Annotated in this window: 17 protein-coding genes; 9 read left to right on the top strand and 8 right to left on the bottom strand. The window is 39.2% G+C overall.

The window, feature by feature from the left end:
* Positions 1 to 164 precede the first annotated feature (164 nt).
* Positions 165 to 1,424, top strand: coding sequence for a hemolysin family protein (locus KIH23_RS01120; RefSeq protein ID WP_213210812.1), 1,260 nt, complete (start codon positions 165 to 167; stop codon positions 1,422 to 1,424).
* Positions 1,425 to 1,532: 108 nt separating this feature from the next.
* A complete protein-coding gene (locus tag KIH23_RS01115) occupies positions 1,533 to 3,629 on the top strand; it encodes a peptidylprolyl isomerase (protein WP_213210811.1) in 2,097 nt (698 codons plus the stop codon).
* A gap of 49 nt (positions 3,630 to 3,678) precedes the next feature.
* On the opposite strand, the gene KIH23_RS01110 is transcribed toward KIH23_RS01115, so the two are convergent.
* Complete coding sequence (locus tag KIH23_RS01110) at positions 3,679 to 4,587, bottom strand: GYDIA family GHMP kinase (protein WP_213210810.1); 909 nt, start codon at positions 4,585 to 4,587, stop codon at positions 3,679 to 3,681.
* 4 nt (positions 4,588 to 4,591) lie between these two features.
* Positions 4,592 to 5,908 (bottom strand): hydroxymethylglutaryl-CoA reductase, degradative, encoded by a 1,317-nt coding sequence (locus KIH23_RS01105; protein WP_213210809.1) that lies wholly within the window; start codon positions 5,906 to 5,908, stop codon positions 4,592 to 4,594.
* A gap of 137 nt (positions 5,909 to 6,045) precedes the next feature.
* Between KIH23_RS01105 and KIH23_RS01100 the strand changes: the two genes are divergently transcribed.
* From KIH23_RS01100 to KIH23_RS01075, 6 genes are all read left to right on the top strand, one after another.
* Positions 6,046 to 7,128, top strand: coding sequence for a PA0069 family radical SAM protein (locus KIH23_RS01100; RefSeq protein ID WP_213210808.1), 1,083 nt, complete (start codon positions 6,046 to 6,048; stop codon positions 7,126 to 7,128).
* A gap of 117 nt (positions 7,129 to 7,245) precedes the next feature.
* Positions 7,246 to 9,417, top strand: coding sequence for a S9 family peptidase (locus KIH23_RS01095; RefSeq protein WP_213211100.1), 2,172 nt, complete (start codon positions 7,246 to 7,248; stop codon positions 9,415 to 9,417).
* Positions 9,418 to 9,452: 35 nt separating this feature from the next.
* Entirely contained in the window at positions 9,453 to 11,129 is a 1,677-nt protein-coding gene (locus KIH23_RS01090) for a peptide MFS transporter (protein ID WP_213210807.1), read from the top strand.
* 80 nt (positions 11,130 to 11,209) lie between these two features.
* On the top strand, positions 11,210 to 12,868 hold the full coding sequence (locus KIH23_RS01085) for a peptide MFS transporter (RefSeq protein ID WP_213210806.1): 1,659 nt from the start codon (positions 11,210 to 11,212) through the stop codon (positions 12,866 to 12,868).
* A gap of 5 nt (positions 12,869 to 12,873) precedes the next feature.
* A complete protein-coding gene (locus KIH23_RS01080; RefSeq protein ID WP_213210805.1) occupies positions 12,874 to 14,385 on the top strand; it encodes a peptide MFS transporter in 1,512 nt (503 codons plus the stop codon).
* A gap of 57 nt (positions 14,386 to 14,442) precedes the next feature.
* Positions 14,443 to 14,907, top strand: a complete 465-nt coding sequence (locus KIH23_RS01075) for a thioredoxin family protein (protein WP_213210804.1) — start codon at positions 14,443 to 14,445, stop codon at positions 14,905 to 14,907.
* On the opposite strand, the gene KIH23_RS01070 is transcribed toward KIH23_RS01075, so the two are convergent.
* From KIH23_RS01070 to surE, 5 genes are read right to left on the bottom strand one after another with little or no spacing between them, the layout of a single operon-like run.
* The gene (locus tag KIH23_RS01070; protein ID WP_213210803.1) at positions 14,883 to 16,934 is read right to left on the bottom strand and encodes a ComEC/Rec2 family competence protein; all 2,052 of its coding nucleotides are present in this window, start codon (positions 16,932 to 16,934) and stop codon (positions 14,883 to 14,885) included. The genes KIH23_RS01075 and KIH23_RS01070 overlap by 25 nt on opposite strands.
* A 39-nt stretch (positions 16,935 to 16,973) precedes the next feature.
* Positions 16,974 to 17,615, bottom strand: coding sequence for a C40 family peptidase (locus tag KIH23_RS01065; protein WP_249684748.1), 642 nt, complete (start codon positions 17,613 to 17,615; stop codon positions 16,974 to 16,976).
* Positions 17,616 to 17,639: 24 nt separating this feature from the next.
* Positions 17,640 to 18,764 (bottom strand): lipid-A-disaccharide synthase, encoded by a 1,125-nt coding sequence (gene lpxB, locus KIH23_RS01060; RefSeq protein ID WP_213210802.1) that lies wholly within the window; start codon positions 18,762 to 18,764, stop codon positions 17,640 to 17,642.
* 9 nt (positions 18,765 to 18,773) lie between these two features.
* The gene (locus tag KIH23_RS01055; protein ID WP_213210801.1) at positions 18,774 to 19,046 is read right to left on the bottom strand and encodes a hypothetical protein; all 273 of its coding nucleotides are present in this window, start codon (positions 19,044 to 19,046) and stop codon (positions 18,774 to 18,776) included.
* The gene (gene surE, locus KIH23_RS01050) at positions 19,036 to 19,824 is read right to left on the bottom strand and encodes a 5'/3'-nucleotidase SurE (protein ID WP_213210800.1); all 789 of its coding nucleotides are present in this window, start codon (positions 19,822 to 19,824) and stop codon (positions 19,036 to 19,038) included. The genes KIH23_RS01055 and surE overlap by 11 nt, the downstream gene beginning before the upstream one ends.
* Positions 19,825 to 20,084: 260 nt before the next feature.
* Here surE and KIH23_RS01045 point away from each other — a divergent pair, with 260 nt between their 5' ends.
* Positions 20,085 to 22,307 carry a carboxy terminal-processing peptidase gene (locus KIH23_RS01045; RefSeq protein WP_213210799.1) on the top strand — a complete coding sequence of 741 codons (2,223 nt, stop codon included), beginning with the start codon at positions 20,085 to 20,087 and terminating at the stop codon, positions 22,305 to 22,307.
* Between the two features lie 41 nt (positions 22,308 to 22,348).
* Here KIH23_RS01045 and rodA read toward each other — a convergent pair whose 3' ends face one another.
* Positions 22,349 to 23,605: a rod shape-determining protein RodA gene (gene rodA / locus KIH23_RS01040; protein ID WP_213210798.1), complete on the bottom strand. Its 1,257-nt coding sequence runs from the start codon at positions 23,603 to 23,605 to the stop codon at positions 22,349 to 22,351.
* Between the last annotated feature and the right edge of the window lies 1 nt (position 23,606).

Raw genomic sequence — 23,606 nt, 5'->3', positions numbered from 1 at the left:
ATTTGATTTTTGTTGTTATTTTTCTTTATGAAGGATATCTAAAGTACCAATCCGGCGAATCTCCTTGGATGGTTTTCTTTTTGGCTGCCATGTCACTATTTATGTTTTTTTTTCGCAGACGTTTTGCTCAAAAAATGCAACAACGCAACAAAACCCGCTAAACCATGCAATTAGGTATTATCATTATATGCCTATTACTTGCCGCACTGTTCTCAGGTATGGAGATTGCCTTCATATCAGCCAATAAAATTTATCTTGAAATTGAGAAAAAGCAAGCCAGTTTTTTGTCTCGAATTCTCACCAAGCTCACCGCAAATCCCTCAAAGTTTATAGCTTCAATGCTCATTGGTAATACCATTGTTTTGGTGGTTTACGGGTTTTATATGGGCGATTTGCTCATGCAATATATCTTTCGGCTCGGTTATCATTTTACCGATTTTTCCAATGTACTCATTCAGACTTCTATTTCAACTTTTGTGGTGCTCATTACTTCAGAGTTTTTACCCAAGGTTTTTTTTCAGGTTTACGCCAATCATTTGATTAAGTTTTTTGCCTTGCCGGCTTATTTTTTTTATTTGCTGTTTTATTGGATTTCAACTTTTGTCTTGTGGATATCGGATTTTATCTTGCGTCGATTTTTTAAAACCCAAGGCGATCAAGTTCCGCTTTTGTTTAGTAAAATTGAGTTAGGAAATTATATTTCAGAGCAAATCAATTCGGTTGAAGATCAAGAAAATATGGATTCTGAGATACAGATATTTCAAAACGCTCTTGAGTTTTCAGCTGTTAAAGCCCGCGATATCATGACACCTCGTACCGAAATTTCGGCTGTTGAAATTCACGATTCGGTTGCTGAACTCAAAGAAAAATTCATTGAAACGGGATATTCTAAAATTTTGATTTATCAGAATTCGCTTGATGATATATTGGGTTATGTGCATTCATTTGATTTGTTCAAGAAACCGCGCACCATCAAATCAGTGCTTATCTCGGTTGAGTTTGTTCCTGAAACGATGTCTGTTAAAGATATTCTCGATTTGCTGACTAAAAAGAGAAGAAGTGTGGCTGTTGTGCTTGATGAATACGGCGGAACTTCCGGAATGCTTACCGTTGAAGATATTGTTGAAGAATTGTTTGGCGAAATTGAAGATGAACACGATGCTGTCGAAGAACTTCTTGAAGAGAAGATTTCTGCTGCAGAATTTTTGTTTTCAGCACGACATGAAGTTGACTATCTTAACCAAACCTACAAATTGCAAATTCCTGAAGATGATTCATATAGTACACTTGGCGGATTTATTGTAAATCACACCAAAGAAATTCCCCAAAACGGAGACCATTTGAGTATTCAAGGCTTTCATTTTATTATTGAAAAAGCCTCAGGACAAAAAATCGAATTGGTCAAAATGACTTTGGAAGACTAAAAATCCATTTCCAAACAAAAAAACTTGCAAAATATAACCCTGTGGTTATGGTTATTAAATAGATAATTGTATTTTCGCAAACTGAATTAAAAATTAACAATTTATACAATGGCAGTTTTACAAAAAATCAGACAACGTTCTTTACTTCTGATCCTCGTTATTGGTTTTTCATTATTAGCATTTATTGTACAGGATTTGTACAACAAAGGAGGCTTTAATGATCTTCCTAAAAATGTAGGAACCGTTAACGGTAAAGACATTGCTTTTGAAGATTTCAGAGTAAAAGTAAGCAACGTCGAAAAAAGCGGACAACAAGGAATGACTCCTACCCAAGCAGTGAATCGCGTTTGGGATCAAGAAGTATCGATTGCTTTGTTAACCGCAGAATTCGAAAAATTGGGCATCCGAACCAGTGAAAAACATATTTTAGAAGTTTTTAAAGCTGATCCAAGTATCGGCCAAAGCCCTATGTTTCAAACCAACGGAGTGTTTGATTTAGCTAAATTCAAAGAGTTTTTCAAAGCTAACCCAGAGCAAGCACAGGTTTTAAAAGATCGTGAGAAAGATGCTGAGCTAAATTCTAAATATCAGATTTACAACACTCTGGTTAAAGCAGGATTGTACACTACTGAGGCTGAAGGTAAATTAAAATACCAAATGGAAGCAGACAAGGTTAACTTTGATTATGTTTCTGTACAATATGCAACAATCAACGACAAAGACGTTAAAGTATCAGACGAAGAAATCGTTGATTACATGAAGAAAAATGAAAAACGCTACAAGGCCGAAGAAACTCGTGAACTTGACTATGTGATGATTGAAGACAAACCTTCAAACGAAGATATCGATGAGGTTAAAACTACGGTAAATGCGCTTTTAGATTCAAGAGTAGTTTACAATGAGGCTACAGGAAAAAATGATACTTTGCCTGGTTTTAAATATGCAACAAATGTAGCAGAGTTTGTTAATGAAAACTCTGATATTCCTTATGATTCTGCATATGTTGCCAAAAAAGATTTACCTGCTGAGGTTTCTGAGCAATTGTTTAGTTTGCCTGCGGGTGAGATTTTTGGACCATACATGCGTGACAAATACTACTGTATCTCAAAAGGAATGGGTAGAAAAGCGGGCGCGAATGCAAAAGCCAGCCACATCTTAATTAGTTATGAAGGTACTCAAGTGCCAAACAAAAAAGAGAAAAGAACTAAAGAACAAGCCAAGGCCAAAGCAGAGCAATTGTTAGCTCAAGTAAAAGCTAATCCGGGTAATTTCTTTATGATGGCGATGACCAACTCTGATGACTCATCAGCTCAGCAAGGTGGTGATTTAGGCTATTTTTCGCCAGGCCAAATGGTCAAACCATTTAATGATTATGTATTCAATAGCCCTGTTGGTTCAATAGGTTTGGTTGAAACAGATTTTGGTTTCCACATCATCAATGTAACCGATAAGCAAGATGCTGTTCGTTTAGCAACCATTGCTCGTAAAATTGAGCCGTCTGAAGCTACTGCGGATAAATTATACACTAAAGCAGTTAAGTTTGAAATGGATGCCAACAAACAAGATTTTGAAAAAGTGGCTAAAGCCGCTGGACTTACTGTGAATCCGGCTGTAAAAGTTCAAGCTATGGATGAGTATTTCGGAGCCGCAGGGCAACAACGTCAAATTATTCGTTGGGCTTATGAAAAAGAAACCAACGTAGGCGATGTTAAACGTTTTGAAATTGTGAATGTTGGAAACATCATTGCCAAACTTAAAAAAGTAAACGAAAAAGGATTAATGCCGGTTGAGACTGCTCGTCCGATGATTGAGCCAATTTTACGAAACAAGAAAAAAGCTGAGAAAATTGCTGCCAAAATGAAGGGAGCTAGCCTTGAAGCTATAGCTGCTGCAAATGGAACAACTGTTCAACAAGCGGTTGATTTGACTCTTGAAAATGCAAACATTCCAAATGCAGGATTTGAGCGCAAAGTAGTTGGTACTGCTTTTGCCACTGGTGTAAACAAAATCTCTAAACCAATTGAGGGCGGAGTTGGAGTTTACGTCGTAAAACCAACTGTAATCACTAAAGCTCCTGCCTTGCCAAGTTATAAGGAGTATGTAGATAAATTAAAACCTCAAGTTTCAGGTTATTCTGGAAGAGTAATCGGAGCTTTGAAAGATGATGCTGACATCGAAGATAATAGAGCAAGATTCAATTATTAATTCACTATATCAGCACAAAAAAACCGGCTTGAGCAATCAGCCGGTTTTTTTATTGAATCATTTCTGAGTAGGGCAGAATGGTTGTGAATCCTTTTGCTGCAAAATAATCTTTTGGGTTTGACTTGCACAGAGCCATCACAAAATCACCACCCCAGCCGCCCAGGCTTTTAATCGTTCCGTTAAAGTCATTAAATAAAGTTTCTTGAACCGGTTTTATTTCTAAAATTTCAGATAAAAGCTCCTCGTGTTTGTGCATGATTTGACTTAGTGAATCAAAATCATTTTGAGCCAAAACATCTTGAGTCAAAGTATTAAATACAGTAATATTCTTAGAGGTTTGATTTTTGGTTCTATAGGTTTCAATAGCTTTTCGGCTGTCTTGCTTTTGGTTTAGATAAACAAAATAAATGTGCTCAGCGCAGGCAGGCTCAAAATCAATTTCTTGTATTTCGGGATTGTTTTGATGTTTTCGGTACAGAATGGCCGAATTGTGTTGCGCGCAAGCAATGTCATATCCGCTACCGCCAAAGGTTCTCTCGAGCAATTGATAGGCGTCTATGTCAAACCACTGCGCCACATTGTTGATCAAAGTTGATGAACTGCCCAATCCCCAAAGTTTCGGAAAGCCTAAATGAGTTTCAACGCTAAAACCCGAAGTGTTTTGGAGCAAGTTAGGATTCATCAAATGCGCTTGATGCAGTATTGAAAATAATCTTTCTTCCTGCGGATTTAAATTGTTGCCATGGCCAGAGATAATGCTCTCAATCGATAAATGAACTTCCATCCAAATGCCGCCATCAACTTCATAACTTGTCCAAGCAATGGTTTGATTTTGCGTTTCTTCAACCACTAAATCTTGGCCAAATTTAGTGGGCAATGCCAAGGCAGTCGCTCCGTCCAGAACCAGATATTCCGAGGTAATCAGGAGTTTTCCGTTGCTGTAAAAGCGCTTTTGCATAATTCTATTTTCTCAGGTTCTCCAAAAAGGTTACCACACCGGCGTGTGAAACTACTTGGTTTTTAAAGTATTCTTTTACTTGTTGGCGTTCAGCATCGTTGGCTTGAAATTGATTCAGAATATTGTTTAAATGCATTTTCATGTGGCCTTCTTGAATTCCGGTGGTTGTCAACGATCGAAGCGCGGCAAAGTTTTGTGCCAGACCAACGGTGGCTACAATTTGCATCAAATCACGCGCAGATGGTTGTTCCAGCACCGATAAAGCAAATTTCACCATCGGATGCAATGAAGTCAAACCGCCCACGGTGCCCAAGGCCAGCGGAACATCCATCCAAAATCTAAAAATACCGTCTTTAATCTCGGCATATGATAAACTGCTGTATTGTCCGTTGCGTGAAGCATAAGCATGCACGCCGGCTTCAATCGCTCTGAAGTCGTTTCCGGTAGCGAGCACCACTGAATCAATTCCGTTCATGATGCCTTTGTTGTGCGTTACTGCGCGATAAGGCTCAATCTCGGCAATGCGCACCGCTTGTACAAACTTCTCAGCAAAGGCTTGCGGATTTTCGATTTTCTTTTCAACCAAATCTGAAACGGCACATGAAACTTCAGCACGCACCAAACAATTCGGAACATAGTTCGACAAAATGCTCATGACCACTTCAACCGCTTTTTCCTCGGCATTGAAATCACTGTGTTCAGCAGCTTTGGTTTTGAGGGTTTGCGCGAGTTGTTCTAAGCACGAATTGATAAAATTCGCACCCATCGAATCTTTGGTTTCAAAGGTCACATGCAACTGAAAATACCCGTTGAGTTGATGGGTCAAATTTCGTAATTCAATGCTTCTAATTCCGCCGCCGCGCGCGCGCATATTTTGCGTAATCGAATCAGTTGATGCGATCAAATCAGCTTTGTTTTGATTGAAAAACGATTGAATTTTATCGGCACTTCCGTGAAAAATAAAATGCACTTGACCAATCTTTTCTGTATCAATAATAGTGGTTTTAAAACCGCCGCGTGTGGCCCAAAATTTAGCCGATTTGGCTGCCGCCGCTACCACTGAACTTTCTTCAATAGCCATCGGAACGGTATAGTTTTTTCCGTTGATGACAAAATTAGGAGCGATTCCCAGTGGTAAATAAAAATTGGTAATGGTGTTTTCGATGAATTCGTCGTGGAGTTTTTGAAGTGCAGGATCAGAATTCCAATAACCTTTAATCAGCTTCACTGCTTTTTCAGGTTCAGAAAAATAGGTTTGAGCAATCCAATTGATCTTGTCTTCTTTTGACAATTTTGAAAATCCAGAAACGGCTTGATCCATCGTATAAAATTTTTGGCAAAGATACATTTTAAGCCGAAACCCTTGGTTTTTGTGCGGTTTTAAATTTTATCAACAAACGTTATTTTTAACACAAAATGACTTGGTTAGCCCGGCTTTTAGAAGTAATTTTTCAAACGATGAACTCCGAAAATCAACCCGCATATATCAAAGGAAGAGGCGCGCAAATCAATGTGCAGAATCGTTTTTTGGCGCAATCACAAGAAATTTTAGATGAGTTTTTGAACTATTGTGCGCTCGAACAAGAAACACCCGAAAGCAATAAAACCATCTATCAAGAAGTCTTCCCGAAAACCATTGTCAATACGGTTGATAGCCCAGATGTTGGTATGACTTATTCGATGAATATGTATCAAGGTTGTGAGCACGGTTGTATTTATTGTTATGCGCGAAACAGCCATGAATATTGGGGGTATAGTGCCGGGTTGGATTTTGAACGACGCATTTTGGTCAAGAAAAATGCGCCCCAATTGCTCGAAGAAAAGCTCAAAAGCAAAAGTTGGCAAGCGCATACGATTGTTCTTTCGGGCAATACCGATTGTTATCAGCCCGCCGAACGTCGTTATCAAATCACGCGTCAATGTTTAGAGGTGTTTTTGAAATACAAACATCCGGTGGGCATCATCACCAAAAATGCTTTGGTCTTGCGCGATTTGGATTTGCTCCGGCAATTAGCTCAAGAACAATTGGTGGGTGTTCATGTTTCTGTGACATCGCTATCTGAAAAAACCAGAATGTTGCTCGAGCCGCGCACCACAACCATTCAGAAAAGGCTTGAAACCATTCGCGTTTTGTCAGAGAATGGTATTCCGGTGAATGTCATGCTTGCGCCAATTATTCCCGGCATCAACAGTCATGAAATTTTACCGATGGCAAAAGCAGTATCTGAGGCCGGAGCGCTCTCGATTGCGCACACGGTGGTTCGGCTCAATGGCGCCATTGCCGAAATTTTTACCGATTGGATTCGCAAAGCGATGCCCGACAGAGCTGATAAAGTTTTGCATCAAATTGAGGCGTGTCATGGCGGATCGCTCAACGACAGTCGTTGGGGAAGTCGCATGCGCGGAGAAGGCGAAATGGCCGAGATGATTCGTTCGCAAATGCATTTAGCCAAACGAAAATACTTTGCTGATAAAAAATTTCCGCAACTCAATACTTCGCTGCATGCGCCCTATAAAGATGGTCAGCTCAAATTGTTTTAAGTTGATATTCTGATTGTAACAGCTTATTGATTTTGGTGACTCATGGATTTATCCGAAAAAAGTACGCATATGTGTAATTTTTTCACTAAAATTGACGGTTTTTATACATTTTACATGATGAAATTAAACAAACTTTTCGCGCTTGTTTTGTTGGTTTGTACCACGGTTGTCGCGCAACAGAAAATCACCGTAGAAGAAATCTACAGCGGTGCGTTCAGAGCTAAAGGCATGGACGAATTGCAATCACTCAAAAACACCAATCAGTACACCGTACTCAATTTTGATCGCGCCACACGCAGCATGCAAATTGATTTGTACGATTTTGCAACGCTCAGCAAAGTATCAACGTTGATTGACACCAAAAACTTTACTGATTTGGCCGATGGCATTGACAGCTATTCATTCAGTGCTGATGAAAAGAAAATCTTAATTGCTGCCAATTCAAACCAAATTTTCCGCCATTCGTTTACGGCGGATTATTTTTTGTTTGATTTAAACGCAAAAACACTTGTTAAACTCTTTGATTTTCAGGTGCAAGAACCTACTTTTTCGCCCGATGGAACCAAAATAGCCTATGCGCATGAGAACAATTTGTTTGTTTATGACATTGCTTCAAAAACATCAACCCAAGTAACATCAGACGGCATGAAAAACGCCGTTATCAACGGAATTACCGATTGGGTTTATGAAGAAGAATTTGCTTTTGTTCGCGCTTTTGATTGGAGCGCCGACAGCAAAAAAATCGCCTATATTCGTTTTGACGAAAGCCAAGTTCCGGAATTTTCGATGAGCGTTTTTCACAAAGATTTGTATCCCAAAATGGAGACGTTCAAATATCCGAAAGCCGGCGAGAAAAACTCAGAAGTTTCGTTGCACATTTATGATGTGGCCGCCAAATCGCAAAAACAAGTTGATTTGGGCAAATACTCAGATTTTTACATTGCGCGCCTCAAATGGACCAATGATGCCAACGTTTTGTCAGCTCAAGTGCTCAATCGTCACCAGGACAACCTTGATTTGTTGTTTGTAGACGGAAATTCGGCGGCGGCCAAAGTGGTGCTCAACGAAAAAGACAAAGCCTATGTAGATGTGACCGATAACCTAACGTTTTTAAAAGACAACAGTTTTATCTGGACCAGCGAAAAAGACGGTTTCAACCATATTTATTTGTATGACAAAACCGGAAAACTCAAAAAACAAGTGACTTCCGGGCCTTGGGAAGTGACCAATTACTACGGATTTGACGAGAAAACAGCCACGGTTTATTATCAATCGGTTGAGAACGGTTCGATCAACCGCGATGTGTATCGCATCGGTATCAACGGAAAAAACAAAGTTCGTTTGACAGCACAAACCGGAACCAGTTCGGCTACTTTTAGCCCGAATTTTCAATACTTTATTCAATCGTATTCAAGCGCCAAACAGCCGCCGGTATATTCGCTCAACGAATCAAAATCAGGCAAAGCCATCAAAGTCATTGAAAACAACGAGGCTTTGCAAAACAAACTCAAAGCCTACGATTTGCCGCAAAAAGAATTCTTTGTGCTCAAAACTGAAAAAGGCCACGAGCTCAATGCCTGGATGATCAAACCTAAAGATTTTGATGCCAGCAAAAAATATCCGGTATTGATGTATCAGTATTCAGGGCCGGGTTCGCAACAAGTGAACAACGACTGGAACAGTTCTGATGATTATTGGTTTTCGATGCTTACTCAAAAAGGGTATATTGTAGCTTGTGTAGACGGGCGCGGAACCGGATTTAAAGGTGCCGACTTTAAAAAATGTACCCAAAAACAACTCGGAAAATACGAAGTTGAAGATCAAATTGACGCGGCCAAAGTGTTCGGGAATTATCCGTATGTCGATAAAAACCGCATCGGAATTTGGGGCTGGAGTTACGGCGGATTTATGGCCTCAAACTGCATCATGAAAGGCGCCGATGTATTCAAAATGGCCGTGGCGGTGGCGCCGGTAACCAATTGGAGATTCTACGACAGCATTTATACCGAGCGTTATATGCAAACGCCGCAAGAAAATCCATCGGGTTATGACGATAACTCACCGATCAACCACGTTGATAAGCTCAAAGGCAAGTTTTTGCTGATTCACGGATCGGCCGATGACAACGTACACGTACAAAACTCAATGCAAATGATGGAAGCGCTGATTCAAGCCAACAAACAATTTGATTCGCAAATTTATCCCGATAAAAACCACGGAATTTACGGCGGAAAAACGCGTATTCAGTTGTTTAACAAAATCACCAATTTCATCAAAGAAAACCTATAATTCTAAACTAAAAACCAATTTATAAAACCATTATTATGACAGAAACTACAGCAAAAACCGGACATCCAAAAGGGCTTTGGGTACTCTTCGGAACCGAAATGTGGGAGCGTTTCAACTTTTACGGAATGCGCGCTATTTTGACCTTGTTCCTTGTGAATTCACTCATGATGAAAGAAGAAGATGCATCGCTGATTTATGGCGGTTTCCTCGGACTTTGTTACCTCACACCGATGTTGGGCGGATTCATAGCCGACCGTTTTTTTGGTAACCGCAATTGTATTTTACTCGGCGGATTGATGATGGCCATCGGACAATTACTATTGTTCTTTAGTGCCAGCGTTTTCGGAACTAACATTGGTTTGGCCAATACTTTAATGTGGTCGGCACTCGGAATCATCATTTTTGGGAACGGATTCTTCAAACCCAATATTTCATCGATGGTGGGTAGTTTATATCCAAAACAAGAAAAAAGCAAACTTGATACTGCGTTTACCATTTTCTATATGGGCATCAACTTAGGTGCTTTCCTCGGACAGTTGATTTGCCCGATTGTTGGCGATGTCAAAAATGCTGAAGGTATCCGCGATATCCACGCGTTCAAATGGGGATTTTTGGCAGCTTCTATGGCCATGCTCATCGGTACAGCATTGTTTTATGTCTTAAAAAATAAATATGTAGTTACTCCTGAAGGCAGACCATTGGGCGGATTACCTTCAAAAAATGAGGCAGCAGATTACGAAGAAGGAGAATCGCAAAAAGCAGTTTTCTCTTCAACTGCATTGATCATGGCAGGTGTTGCATTTTTGTCTTTAGGTGCTTTGATTCATTTTGTTTTTGATCAGAACTTGATATATACTTTAATTTATTCGAGTGGTTTGACTTTGGCAGGACTTATTGTCTCTGATTCTTCTTTAACCAAAGTTGAACGCGACAGAATTTTTGTTATCTACATCGTAGCTTTCTTTATCATCTTTTTCTGGGCTGCTTTTGAACAAGCGGGTTCTTCATTAACCTTTATCGCTGACAACCAAACCGATAGAAATTTCTTCGGCTGGAACATGCCGCCATCGATGGTTCAAATCTTCAACGGATTGTTCGTTGTAGCCTTTGCGGTTCCGTTTAGTATGCTTTGGGATTACCTCAGAAGCAAAAGTAAAGAGCCGATTTCTCCGATGAAACAAGCCTTCGGATTGGCGTTGATTGCTTTGAGCTACTTCATCATTGCGCACAACGTAAAAGATTTGGGCAACAGCGGATTATTGGCCATCAAATGGTTGATTCTTTTGTATTTAATTCAGACTTGTGCTGAGTTGTGTTTGTCACCGATTGGATTGTCGTTGGTCGGAAAACTATCACCTAAACGTTTCTCATCACTTTTATACGGAGTGTTTTTCTTATCGAATGCCTCAGGTTATGCTTTGGCGGGAACTTTGGGTTCAATTATGCCGGCCACCGGAGATAAATTCATCAAAGCCAAAGAACTTGGAATTGACTTGCAAGGCGTATTAGACAAAACCGTAACCTTGACTCCAGAGCAAGCTAAGTTGTTAGCCGATAACCAAATCAGCGATCACAACCCAATTTTCGCCGGATTTGAAATCCACAATCTTTTTGAATTCTTTATGGTTTTTGTGGTGCTTTGCGGCTTGGCAGCCATTATTTTATTTGCTTTGACACCGTTGTTGAAAAAACTAATGCACGGGGTTCGCTAAGAACAACTCAAAATATTTTTATATCTTTCAAACCTACAAGTTACTCGCTTGTAGGTTTCTTTTTTTAAAATCAAACAACTATGTGGAATAATCATCCAAAGGCTCTGCCTTATTTGTTTTTGTCTGAAATGTGGGAGCGTTTCGGATACTATCTCATGATCGGTATTTTTACACTTTATCTCAAAGATGTTGAAGCCGGTTTTGCCATGACCGAAAAAGAAGCGTCCGATTTGTACGGAACCTTCATTGCCCTGGTTTTTCTCACGCCTTTTATTGGTGGATTGATTGCCGATCGATATTTGGGTTATAAAAAATCCATCGTTATTGGCGGACTCATGATGGGCGCGGGTTATATGATGATGGGCATTCACAATCTGACCATGTTATACCTTGCGATGATCTTGGTGATTGTGGGCAACGGATTTTTTAAACCCAACATTTCAACCTTACTCGGTAATTTTTACAACGACGAACCCTATAAATCACGCAAAGATGAAGGTTATAACATCTTTTACATGGGCATCAATGTCGGGGCGTTTATTTGTAATTTCTTTGGCGCGGCTTTCAAGATTTTATTCGGATGGCAATATGCGTTTATGGCCGCCGGAGTGGGCATGTTTATAGGTGTGCTTGTCTTTTTGGCCGGAACCCGACACTATGGCGATAAGACCGAAAAGAAAGGCGTACAGCCCGGGGATATGCCATTTTATAAAATTGTTTTGTTTATTCTATTGCCATCAGTTGTTTTTGGTATGATTGGTTGGTTTTTAAAAGGCGTGCAATCAGATGCAAATCCGGATTGCGCTATTTTTGGTTCTGACAGTACCGATGCTTTTATCTTTGCTTGTATTCCGGTTATCTTTTTTTATACGAGTTTGTACTTTAAAGCCAAGGCTGATGAGAAACGTCCTATTGGCGCATTGCTTACTATTTTTGGTGTCGTTATTCTGTTTTGGGCGGTGTTCAAGCTCAACGGATCGGCGCTCAATAATTGGGGCGATAAATACACCGATCGTTCGTTGCAAGGCACTTCACAACAAATTGCTTCCCAATTGGTTCTGACCGATACACTGATTTATAAAAAAGACTCGGTGGCTTTGTATGACGAAGCTTTTCGCATTCAGAAAAAAGACGGAAAAGTAGTTAAAGTAGTTGATTATCCGCTGTATTTCAGAAACGTAGCCAAAGACAAACTTCCGGCAGACGGAACTCAAGTCTACAATTGGTCGGCCAACTTAAGTCAATCGATTAATCCGGGTTGGGTTATTTTGCTCACGCCTTTGGTGGTAGCTTTTTTTACTTATTTAAGAAGCAAGAAAAAAGAACCATCCACGCCTACTAAAATCGCTTTTGGTTTGCTTATTTCGGCTTTGTCCGTATTGGTGATGGTGGCTGCGGTGAAAGCTGGTGCCAACGGTAACGAAAAAGTCAGTGTTTGGTGGCTCGTGGCCAACTACGGAATCATAACCATTGGCGAATTGTTCTTAAGTCCGATGGGGCTTTCAGTAGTTTCCAAACTCAGTCCTAAAAATATTACTTCACTCATGATGGGCGGCTGGTTTTTGTCAACGTCCATCGGCAATAAACTCAGTGGCGTTTTGGCCAGTATGTGGGATTCTTATGAAGACAAGACCGATTTTTTCTGGATTAACTTCGGATTGCTTATGTTTGCTACCGCATTGATGTTTGTTTTGCTCAAACAACTCAACGCCGTTATGAAAGAAAAAGGAATAAACTAACTTCTATGGAATCAAAAATCACCACCGAACAAATTCAAAACTTTTCCGGAAAATACCCAAAACAACTGTGGTATTTGTTTTTTAGCGAAATGTGGGAGCGCTTCTGCTTTTACGGAATGCGCGGTATGCTCGTGGTTTTTATGGTGAGTCAACTCAGCATGAAAGACGAGGTGGCCAACTTGCAATACGGCGCAACACAAGCCTGGGTATATGCTTTTACGTTTATTGGTGGTTTGTTTGCCGACAAGATTCTGGGTTTTAGAAAATCACTTTTTTGGGGCGGTATGCTCATGATTTTGGGCAGTGTGATTTTGGCGGTTGATCCGAAGAATTTCTTCTTCATCGGGATTAGTTTTACCATCGTGGGAACTGGATTTTTTAAACCCAATATTTCATCAATGGTAGGCCAATTGTACCAAGACAATGATCCGCGACGCGATGCCGGTTTTTCATTGTTTTATGCCGGAGTTAATCTCGGTGCGCTTATTGGCGGATATATTTGTATTGCTGTGGCCAACGGTAATTTGTGGGCATCGTTGGTTCCGGAAGCCTTGCGTTGGAACTATGCTTTTGGATTTGCTGCGATTGTCATGGTAATTAGTTTGCTCACGTTTACCCAAACGCAAAAAAGCCTTGGAGAAATTGGACTTTCACCTTTACTCAACATCGAAAATTCCAAGCGAAAACTATATGAAGTTCTAACTTACATTGGTTCATTGGCCATTATTCCCATTATTATTATGATGGTGGCCAACACGGTTTATACCGATTATTTCATGATGATTATTGGGCCGGCTTCTATTGTATATCTGTTTTATGAGATGCGAAATTTTAGTTCATCTGAAAACAAAAAACTATTGGCAGCACTTGTGTTCATTATATTTTCGATTTTCTTTTGGGCGTTTTTTGAGCAAAGCGGAGGTTCATTGAGTTTGTTTGCGGCCAACAATCTGCACAATACTGTTTTGGGTGTTGCACTTGATCCGAATGGTGTGAACAATTCAGCCAATTCTCTGTTTGTGATCATATTTGCTGCTTTGGTGGGTATGGTTTGGATATTCCTGGCCAAAAAGAAAATAGAACCCAACACCGTAGTCAAATTTGGGCTTGGGTTTTTATTCCTCGCCGGCGGTTTTTGGGTGTTTTATTACACCAAATTTTTCGCCTCGCCCGACGGAAGAACTTCTTTAGATTTATTCACCTTTGGTTGGTTTGTCATCACGTTTGGTGAGTTGTGTTTGTCTCCCATCGGAATGAGTGCCATGACCAAACTTTCGCCGCAAAAGACACAAGCGGTTATTATGGGTATGTGGTTTTTAGCCAGCGCTTATGGGCAATACTTTGCCGGATTGCTCGGAGCCAATATAGCCAGTGCCTCTGAAAATGCATCCAATCTTGAAAAATTAAATGTGTATGCCGACGGATACGAACAATTGGCTATTTATGCACTTGTCGCTGGAGTTGCTTTAATAGCTATTTCTCCGCTGGTAAAAAAACTCATGCAAGATGTTAGATAAATTATTAACTTCGGCACTATTATTGCCACAAGCGGCCAACTTTTTAAATTGATTTTTATGAAAAAAATATTCTTTGCTTTATTGTTGATAACATCTTCGATAGCAGTTCAGGCTCAAGAGCTTAAATGGGAAACAGACCTTAAGAAGGCTGCCGATATTTCTATTAAAACAAAAAAGCCTTTGCTGTTGTTTTTTACCGGAAGTGATTGGTGTGGTTGGTGTATTCGATTGCAAAACGAAGTACTTAAAACACCTGATTTTGCTAAATGGGCCAAAGAAAATGTAGTTTTGGTTGAGTTAGATTTCCCGAGAAGAACTCCTCAATTGCCCGAAATTCAACAGCAAAACAATGAACTACAACAAGTTTTTGGTGTTCGCGGATATCCAACCATTTGGTTTGCTCATCCAAACAAGAAAGATGGAAAAATAAATCTTGACAAATTGGGCAGTACCGGATACGTAGCTGGAGGTCCATCAAAATGGTTAGAAGGAGCTAATCAAATTTTAGCAAATAAAAAATAATTTTCATCTGATAATCTAAAGAATCCCTTTTTACCTGTGTAGTGAAAAGGGATTTTTTTTTGACGGCAAGTTTGTTCCCATCGTTTTATACTTGATGGGTAGTTATTTCCGTCAGCTATAACAAGTTTTGGGTTCATGTCAACCAGCAAACGCTCAAGATTAACTTTGGGTTGGTTACAAAGCACAATTATATCTGGATTTAGTTTTTTTGAGTAGTCACTCAGATCATCAGCAATTAAGATTTTTGAATTTTTAAAACGCCCTTGCCGACCTAACTTCTGATATTGAACCTTTTTTATAAATTCAGAAGTTTGATAACTTTCTAGGATATTTTTAGGTAAAGTCTCACGATAATAGACTTCCATTTTTGTTCCGAATCGATTTACGATAGCGGTTGCTTTTCTTTGATGCAACACAAGCCATTCTCTTTTTGTTCTTGTATTTTGAGTACTTATAGTGTAGGTTATTTGTAAAGCCAAAACACCAACCAAAGCCCATTTCACTCGGTTATATATCGGTTTTTTTAAAGCCCATACCACAAGTATGACAAAAAGGTAAGCCGCAAAAGTCATCCATAAATTGAATGGAATATTTTTAAAAACATACTCATCAGCCTGAGCAATGAATTTGATAAACCCATTTAATCTCTGAATCAACCAACTAATAAGCTCTATTCCGGTTTTGGGAACCCAACCAATTGCTGCAAATATCATTATCGAAACACCAACCGCCATAATCAATCCAATCATCGGAATAACGATTAAATTTGCCAGTAAGAAAAGCCCTGGGAATTGATGGAAATAGTATAAGCTCAATGGTAAAGTACCTATTTGGGCCGCCAATGATACAGTAGTTATTTGCCAAAAATATCGTGTGATCTTATAATTAGGAGCCCACCATTTATTTAAGAGAGGTTGTAACCATAAAATGAAGAATAAGGCAGTATAACTCAATTGCAAGCCTACATCAAATAAGAGTGTTGGTGCTGCTAGTAAGATGAGTAAAAGTGATACCAACAAAGTATGAAAGATGTTTGTTTGGCGCTTTAAATGCATGGCCATCGCCACAAAAGAATACATAGTTACCGAACGAACCACTGACGCAGAAAGCCCGGCGAGCAGTGCGAATCCCCAAAGAGAAATTAAAATAACAATCAATTTCACCCAACGAGTCTTCTGATTTTTTGGTAAAAATTTCAGTATAAATCCCAAAAACAAAACGATAAAACCAACATGCAAGCCCGAAACAGATAAAATATGCACCACGCCTGCGGATTGATAATCACGAATAATTTCAGGTGAAATTTCTTGTTGTTGGCCTACTGTAAGCGCTGCTAAAATCTGTAAAATTTCAGAGTTTAGACCGCTTTGTTGTAATTTAGTCATGGCTCTTTGACGTATTTTGTCGGCCCAATAAAAAACATCCTGCTTTGGTTGCTTTTGTATGGCAGTATTTTGACCATTTGCAAAAACTTGCCCATAAATATTTTTGAGTTGAAGATAATCCCAATAGTCAAAACTTCCTGGGTTCATCTGAGGCTTTGAGGTGTAAATCATCGAGTTGATGCTCAGCCTAGTACCAATAGCGATAGAGGGGGCTTTGAAATCAACTTTACTTAAATAAACGATTACTTTTCCAAAACATGCTTTTTGATTGATGCGCTCAACTTGGGCTACAAATCGGTAGTTTTTGTCTGAAGATTTTAATTTTTCACGCAATAAAACATCTACATGATCAATGGATTCAGCTTTCAAATAATTAGTAAAATGACACGGATAACCTTTTTCGTAATGAATTGTAAAAGCTGAAATTCCAACACCAACTGATGTTAAAAAAATAGTCAAGCCTATCATAGGTATAAGCTTAGGTCGTTTTTTGACCAGTAAATGCAAAGTGATAAGCATCAGCAACGGTAACCCAAATAGGGCAAGACTGTGCAATGGGAGTAATGGGCAAAATCGGGCGTATAAAATTCCTAAGGTCAACCCGATTGCCACCCGGGTCAACGGAAACTGTATGGCGTTCATGGCTCTAAAGTATTCAATTTAAGCCAATAAGCCAAAAAATTATTCTAGTATTCGATTGGCTTGCGCAAAAGTTCTTCCGTAATAAGGTTCTTTGGTTGAAGATATCACTACTCCTTTTTGAGTTGATGAGTGAATGAACTTGATTTCTTCATCGGTCACTTCAGTAACCATTCCCACGTGGTTAATGGTTCTGCGTCCGTTGGTTTTAAAAAAAATCAAATCGCCTTTTCTAATATCATCTTCGTTTAATACCCGTCCGATGCGAGCCATTTCAACCGAAGAGCGCGGCAGAGTAATGTCAAATTTCTTAAAAGTACTAAACATAAGCCCTGAACAATCAAAGCCATCGGCTGTGGTTCCGCCGCTTCGATAACGGGTTCCGAGTTGCTCTGAAGCAGCGTTGATGAGCTGTTGCACCAAATAACTCGAATCTTCAACATTGATTACATAATCATCATCGTTCTTATCGTTGATGCGACTGCCGCTAACCACCGCTTTTTTAGGTTCGGTTTTGGGTTCAGATTTTTTGGTGGATGTTTTGGCTGTAGCCGTTTTTTTAGATTCAGGCGCGTGGTAAATTCCGCGCTTCATGGCTTCAGATTTTGAAGTAATAATGGTTGAAGTTGGCTTACAACTGGCCAATGAAATAACAATTAGGATAAAAAAAACAATTCGTTTCAAAAGATATTTTTTTTCAGATGAGTATTACAAACGTTCAGAATTTAAACTTCGTACAATAAGTTGAGCTGTTTTTTCACTAGCACCCAATCCGCCGAGTTTATTTTCAAGTTCATTGTATTGTTGCATTAGTTTTTCTCGGTGAGCTGGTTCTAGGATTTTTTGCAATTCTTGGGTGAGTTTTTGGGTGTTGCAATCATTTTGTATGAGCTCTGTAACCACAGGTGCATCCATGATTAAATTGACCAGTGAAATATATTTGAGCGTGATGATGCGTTTGGCAATTTGATACGATGCCCAACTGCCCTTATAGCAAACCACCTCAGGCACTTTAAACAAAGCAGTTTCTAAAGTGGCTGTTCCCGAAGTTACCAATGCTGCGCTGGCATGGCTCAGTAAATCATAGGTTTGATTGGCCACAAAATGAACATTCTTATTTTGCAAAAAGCTTTGATAAAATTCTTTGGGTTGGCTAGGCGCTCCGGCAATCACAAATTGATAATCTTTAAATATGTCGGCAACACTGAGCATTAAACCCAACATTTTGGTGATTTCTTGTTTTCGGCTTCCTGGCAAAACGGCAATAATAGGTTTGTCTTCTAATTGATTTTGAGCGATAAAAGTGGCTTTGTCCAAGGTTTGTCGGCTGTGGATAGCGTCAATGAGCGGATGGCCCACAAAGTGAACCGGAAAATGATGCTTTTGTTCGTAGAATTCTTTTTCAAAAGGTAAAATCACATACAACTGGTCAAAATCGCGTTTGATGGCTTTGATGCGGTTTTCTTTCCAAGCCCAAATTTGAGGTGAAATGTAATAGTGCGTTGGAATTCCTTTGGTTTTTGCCCACTGAGCAATGCGCATATTAAAGCCCGGATAGTCAATAAAAATGAGTGCATCCGGAGCAAAAGATTCGATGTCTTTTTTACAAAATTTAATGTTGCTTAGAATAGTTTTTAAATTAAAAACCACTTCTATAAAACCCATAAAAGCCAAATCGCGGTAGTGTTTTGCCAAAGTTCCGCCGGCTTGTTGCATCAAATCTCCTCCCCAAAAACGAATTTCCGCCTTAGTATCTTGTTGGTACAAAGCCTTGATTAAGTTAGAACCGTGTAAATCGCCTGAAGCTTCACCGGCAATGATATAGTATTTCATGAGTTTAGCTTATAAAAATAGTGTGACCACAGTAATAATAATCAGACCCAAAATCACGCCTTGTGATATTTCTTCGCGGTCTTTTTTGATCAAAAAATAAAATAAGATTATATTCAAAATGGCTCCCAAAGTGAGAATTTTACCCAACATACCTTGCTCTTTATACAAATGCATGCCCGTTAAATACCCCATGTCGGTAAATAATTTTATAAACAAGAAAGTTCCCAAAAAAGTAGTCAGAAGAGCCAGCAAAACCCCAATCATCAAATCTTTATTCTTCATTTTTTCTTTGGTTTAAATTCCACGTGTTGAGTTGCGCCAATGCATGATGAGCCGTCAAATCAAATTGCACCGGAACCACCGATACAAAATGATTTTCTAATGCCCAAATATCAGTATCTTGGCCGCTGTCTTGATTGACAAACTCACCGGTGAGCCAATAGTAATCTTTACCCATCGGCGAGGTTCTTTTGTCAAACTTTTCTATCCATTGAGCTTGGGCTTGTCGACAAATTTTAACGCCTTTGATCTCTGTTTGTGCACATTTCGGGAAATTCACATTGAGCACCACACCACTTGGTAAACCATTTTTCAAAGTGTGTTCAACAATATTCTTTACATAACTTTTAATAGGCTCAAAATTAGCGTTCCAGCTAAAATCGTCTAATGAAAAACCGATGGCCGGAATACCCTCAATACCCGCTTCAACTGCGGCACTCATCGTTCCGGAATAAATCACATTGATTGATGCGTTTGACCCGTGGTTAATACCCGAAACACATAAATCCGGTTTGCGTTTGAGCAATTCATTCACGGCCAATTTCACACAATCTACCGGTGTGCCCGAACAACTATATTCAGAAATGACTGCATCTGCTGTAGAATGACGGTTTAAATACAAGGTATTATTGACCGTTATGGCATGTCCCATCGCACTCTGCGGTTTATCGGGAGCCACAACAACCACTTCGCCCAAAGCACTGACCACTTCAATTAAAGCGCGAATACCCGGAGCCGTGATTCCATCGTCATTGGTTACCAGAATCAAAGGTTTCTTCATGAATTATAGTTGATTTATTTTTTTAGAAGCTATTCCTGCTGTCCGCTGTAGCTTTGTTCGGTTTTGCAAACCGCACAAAGGCTGCCGCTTCCATCAGGGCTAGGGCCAACGGCGTATATGAACATAACTGTTATGCCAAATAATCCCGCAAAAATAATCATTTTTAACAGGAAGTTGTTACATTAGCATCTTTAACAAAAAATTAGCCCCCTGAATCAAGCACCACTTGGGTTTTTGCTTAATTTAGACCAAAAAATTTAATGAACCGCTTAATTGAATTTATGAAAAGAAATTTCAAAGTATTATTGGCCGTATTGTTTTTATCTGTTGGCTTGTTTGCGTTTAAAGGAGTTTTTAAGTCTCCAAACGACCCTGAAAAAGACAAAATGTTGCTCGAATTGCTCACGTTTGTTATTGAGCGCGGGCACTATGATCCGGCAGCTATGGATGATAATTTCTCTAAAGGAATCTACAAAGATTACATTGAAGCGCTTGATCCGTCAAAACGCTTTTTTATTCAATCTGATATTGATGAATTTGCTAAATACGAGACGCAATTAGACGATCAGATCAAAAATAAAGATCTTGCGTTTTTTGATTTGACTTATGACCGTTTGATGAAACGCATTTCTGAGAGCAAAGGTTTTTACAAAGATATTTTAGCCAAACCTTTTGACTACAACGTAAAGGAAGAATTCAATACCAATTACGAGAAGCTTCCGTATGCCAAAAACACCGATGAACTTAAAGAAAAATGGCGTAAACAAATCAAGCTTTCAACACTTTCATCACTCACCGACAAACTCAAAATGCAAGAAGATTTGAAAAACGGTGTTAAATCTGACGATAAGTCAAAAGAAAAAGCATTTGAGAAAAAAGCAGATGAAAAGCCTGAAGCGCCTAAATCATTTGAACAACTTGAAAAAGAAACGCGTGAAAGTTCACTCAAATCACTCAACGAATATTTTGACTTCATCAACGATTTAGATCGTAACGACTGGTTTTCAGTTTATGTCAATGCCGTTGCTACGCGTTTTGACCCACACACCAATTACTTTCCGCCCGATGAAAAAGAGCGTTTTGATGTGAGCATGAGCGGTAAACTTGAAGGAATCGGTGCTCGTTTGCAAAAGAAAAATGACTACACTGAAATTTCTGAACTCATTTCAGGCGGCCCGGCTTGGCGTGGTAAAGAACTAGAGGCTGGTGATATCATTCTTAAAGTAGCACAAGGCAACCAAGAACCGGTTGATGTTGGCGGAATGCATTTGGATGATGTGGTCAAAAAAATCAAAGGCCCGAAAGGAACCGAAGTTCGTTTGACGGTTAAAAAAGTCGACGGAACCATTAAGATTATTTCCATCATTCGCGATATTGTTGAAATCGAAGAAACCTATGCTAAATCAAGCGTAGTTGAGCGTAATGGTGTTAAGTACGGAATTATTTATTTACCTAAATTCTATATTGATTTTGAAAACAACGACAGCCGTGATGCCGGAAAAGATGTAGCTCAAGAAGTTGAACGTTTAAAAAACGAAGGTGTTCAGGGAATCGTAATGGATTTACGCGATAACGGTGGCGGATCGCTCAAAACCGTTGTTGACATAGCCGGTTTGTTTATTGAAGAAGGTCCGGTAGTTCAGATTAAATCAGCGGGTCGCAAAAAAGAAGTTTTATATGATCGTGATAAACGCATTCAATGGGATGGTCCGCTTGTGGTGATGCAAAATAGTTTCTCGGCTTCGGCTTCTGAGATTTTTGCTGCAGCTATGCAAGATTACCGCCGAGGAATTGTAATCGGAAGCAAACAATCCTACGGAAAAGGAACAGTTCAAAATGTAATTGACCTCAATCAATTCGTTCGCGGAAGCAATGTTGGCGATTTGGGAGCACTAAAAACCACTACACAGAAATTTTACAGAATTACAGGGGGTTCAACTCAATTAGAAGGCGTAAGTAGTGATGTAGCTATTCCGGATCGTTATTCTTACCTTAAAATGGGTGAACGTGATATTGACAATGCAATGCCTTGGGACAAAATCGATCCGTCTGAGTTTAAATTCTGGGATAAGCAAAGCAATTTTGATGCTGCGATTGACAATAGTAAAAAACGTATTGCAGAAAATCCGAAATTCAAACTTATTGATGAAAACGCACAATGGATTGATCAGCGAAACAAAGAAAGTGTATACAATTTAAACATTGATCAGTTCAAAGCTGAGCAAAAAGCCATTGAAGAAAAAGCTAAAAAGTATAAATCAATTGCTGATTACAAAAATAGTTTAGAGTTCAAGTCGCTTTCTTATGAGCAAGAAGCCATGAAGACTGATTCATCGCTTAAAGAAAAACGTGAAAGATGGCATGAAAGCTTGTCAAAAGATATTTATGTTGAAGAAGCGCTGAATGTACTCGATGATTTGCAACCCAAAAACGCTGGTAAAAAGGTGGTGACGAAAATCAAGAAGGAACCGATTAAATCATAATTACAAAGCCTCGAACAAGAGGCTTTTTTTATGCTTTTTACTTACCATTCGTTTACCTTATTAGCATCCATCTTTAAAAAGATAAACAGCAAAATGGTAAAGCCCCAAAGCCCCGATCCACCATAAGAAAAGAAAGGCAAAGGAACCCCTATAGTTGGAAATATTCCGGCCACCATGGCAATGTTGACAAAAAAGTGAATGAACAAAATACAAGCTACACAATAACCATAAACTCTGCTGAACTTGGTTTTTTGTCGTTCGGCCAAGTATATAATTCTAAAAATCAATCCGATAAAAAGGCCAATAACCACCAAAGAGCCTAAAAAACCCCATTCTTCTCCTACGGTGGTAAAAATATAATCGGTATGTTGTTCTGGAACAAAACCGCCTTTGGTTTGTGTACCTTCAAGAAAACCTTTGCCAAACCATCCGCCAGAACCAATAGCAATTTCAGATTGGTTGGTATTATAACCAATACCTTTCATATCGACTTCTTTTCCAAGCAAAATATTAAATCGATCGCGGTGATGTTGTTTGAAAACCGATTCGAACACATAATCTACCGAGAAAACAAAACCTGTAATCATGACCAAAACAATAGCACTTGCAATGATGTTTCGATCAACTATTCTGCTTCTAAAATAATATAGTGTAATAACCACCGCTGCAATGAGTACAACTGCCCATGGCTTAAATAAAAGTGCCATAACAAACAAAATGATGGCAATAAAGCCTGTCCATAAATACCAAGGAGGAAGGCCTTCTCGATATAAAACAAAAAACAAAGACATGAAAATGAGCGCACTTCCTGGGTCATGTACCGCAATCAAAATAACCGGCACAAAAATGATAGCTAATGCTTGAATTTGTCGGTTGGTGTCTTTAAGGTTTACCTGTACATCGCTTAGATATTTTGCTAATGCCAGTGATGTAGCAGCCTTTACAAATTCTGAAGGTTGTAAACCAAAAGATCCGAATGAATACCAATTGGCTTGTCCTTTAACCGTTTTTCCAAATACAAATAAACCTGCCAAAGCAAATAATCCAATGATATATATGACGCTTGAAAACTTCTCGTAAAATTTTCCTTCAACAGATAATACAATAAAAATGAGCGGTATGGCCAAAGCGATGCTAAATAATTGCTTGCCATAAAACTGAGAGAGGTCTAAGATATAATTGTCATCAGATAACGAAAGCGATGACGAATAGATATTCAGCCAGCCCATAATGACCAAGATCATGTAGATGAAAACACTCATCCAATCGAGGTTGTTGGTTACGCTTTGGTTTTTCATT

Source organism: Flavobacterium sp. CYK-55, assembly GCF_018413465.1.
GTDB lineage: Bacteria > Bacteroidota > Bacteroidia > Flavobacteriales > Flavobacteriaceae > Flavobacterium.
The sequence above is the reverse complement of the archived record's forward strand: the minus strand, read 5'-3'. Positions and strand labels throughout refer to the sequence as shown.

What these genes read in the sequence shown, in the direction of transcription:
- KIH23_RS01120 (WP_213210812.1), top strand. Translation starts at nt 165, where the DNA reads ATGCAATTAGGTATTATCATTATATGCCTATTACTTGCCGCACTGTTC.
- KIH23_RS01115 (WP_213210811.1), top strand. Translation starts at nt 1,533, where the DNA reads ATGGCAGTTTTACAAAAAATCAGACAACGTTCTTTACTTCTGATCCTC.
- KIH23_RS01110 (WP_213210810.1), bottom strand. Translation starts at nt 4,587, where the DNA reads ATGCAAAAGCGCTTTTACAGCAACGGAAAACTCCTGATTACCTCGGAA.
- KIH23_RS01105 (WP_213210809.1), bottom strand. Translation starts at nt 5,908, where the DNA reads ATGGATCAAGCCGTTTCTGGATTTTCAAAATTGTCAAAAGAAGACAAG.
- KIH23_RS01100 (WP_213210808.1), top strand. Translation starts at nt 6,046, where the DNA reads ATGAACTCCGAAAATCAACCCGCATATATCAAAGGAAGAGGCGCGCAA.
- KIH23_RS01095 (WP_213211100.1), top strand. Translation starts at nt 7,246, where the DNA reads ATGAAATTAAACAAACTTTTCGCGCTTGTTTTGTTGGTTTGTACCACG.
- KIH23_RS01090 (WP_213210807.1), top strand. Translation starts at nt 9,453, where the DNA reads ATGACAGAAACTACAGCAAAAACCGGACATCCAAAAGGGCTTTGGGTA.
- KIH23_RS01085 (WP_213210806.1), top strand. Translation starts at nt 11,210, where the DNA reads ATGTGGAATAATCATCCAAAGGCTCTGCCTTATTTGTTTTTGTCTGAA.
- KIH23_RS01080 (WP_213210805.1), top strand. Translation starts at nt 12,874, where the DNA reads ATGGAATCAAAAATCACCACCGAACAAATTCAAAACTTTTCCGGAAAA.
- KIH23_RS01075 (WP_213210804.1), top strand. Translation starts at nt 14,443, where the DNA reads ATGAAAAAAATATTCTTTGCTTTATTGTTGATAACATCTTCGATAGCA.
- KIH23_RS01070 (WP_213210803.1), bottom strand. Translation starts at nt 16,934, where the DNA reads ATGAACGCCATACAGTTTCCGTTGACCCGGGTGGCAATCGGGTTGACC.
- lpxB (WP_213210802.1), bottom strand. Translation starts at nt 18,764, where the DNA reads ATGAAATACTATATCATTGCCGGTGAAGCTTCAGGCGATTTACACGGT.
- KIH23_RS01055 (WP_213210801.1), bottom strand. Translation starts at nt 19,046, where the DNA reads ATGAAGAATAAAGATTTGATGATTGGGGTTTTGCTGGCTCTTCTGACT.
- surE (WP_213210800.1), bottom strand. Translation starts at nt 19,824, where the DNA reads ATGAAGAAACCTTTGATTCTGGTAACCAATGACGATGGAATCACGGCT.
- KIH23_RS01045 (WP_213210799.1), top strand. Translation starts at nt 20,085, where the DNA reads ATGAACCGCTTAATTGAATTTATGAAAAGAAATTTCAAAGTATTATTG.
- rodA (WP_213210798.1), bottom strand. Translation starts at nt 23,605, where the DNA reads ATGAAAAACCAAAGCGTAACCAACAACCTCGATTGGATGAGTGTTTTC.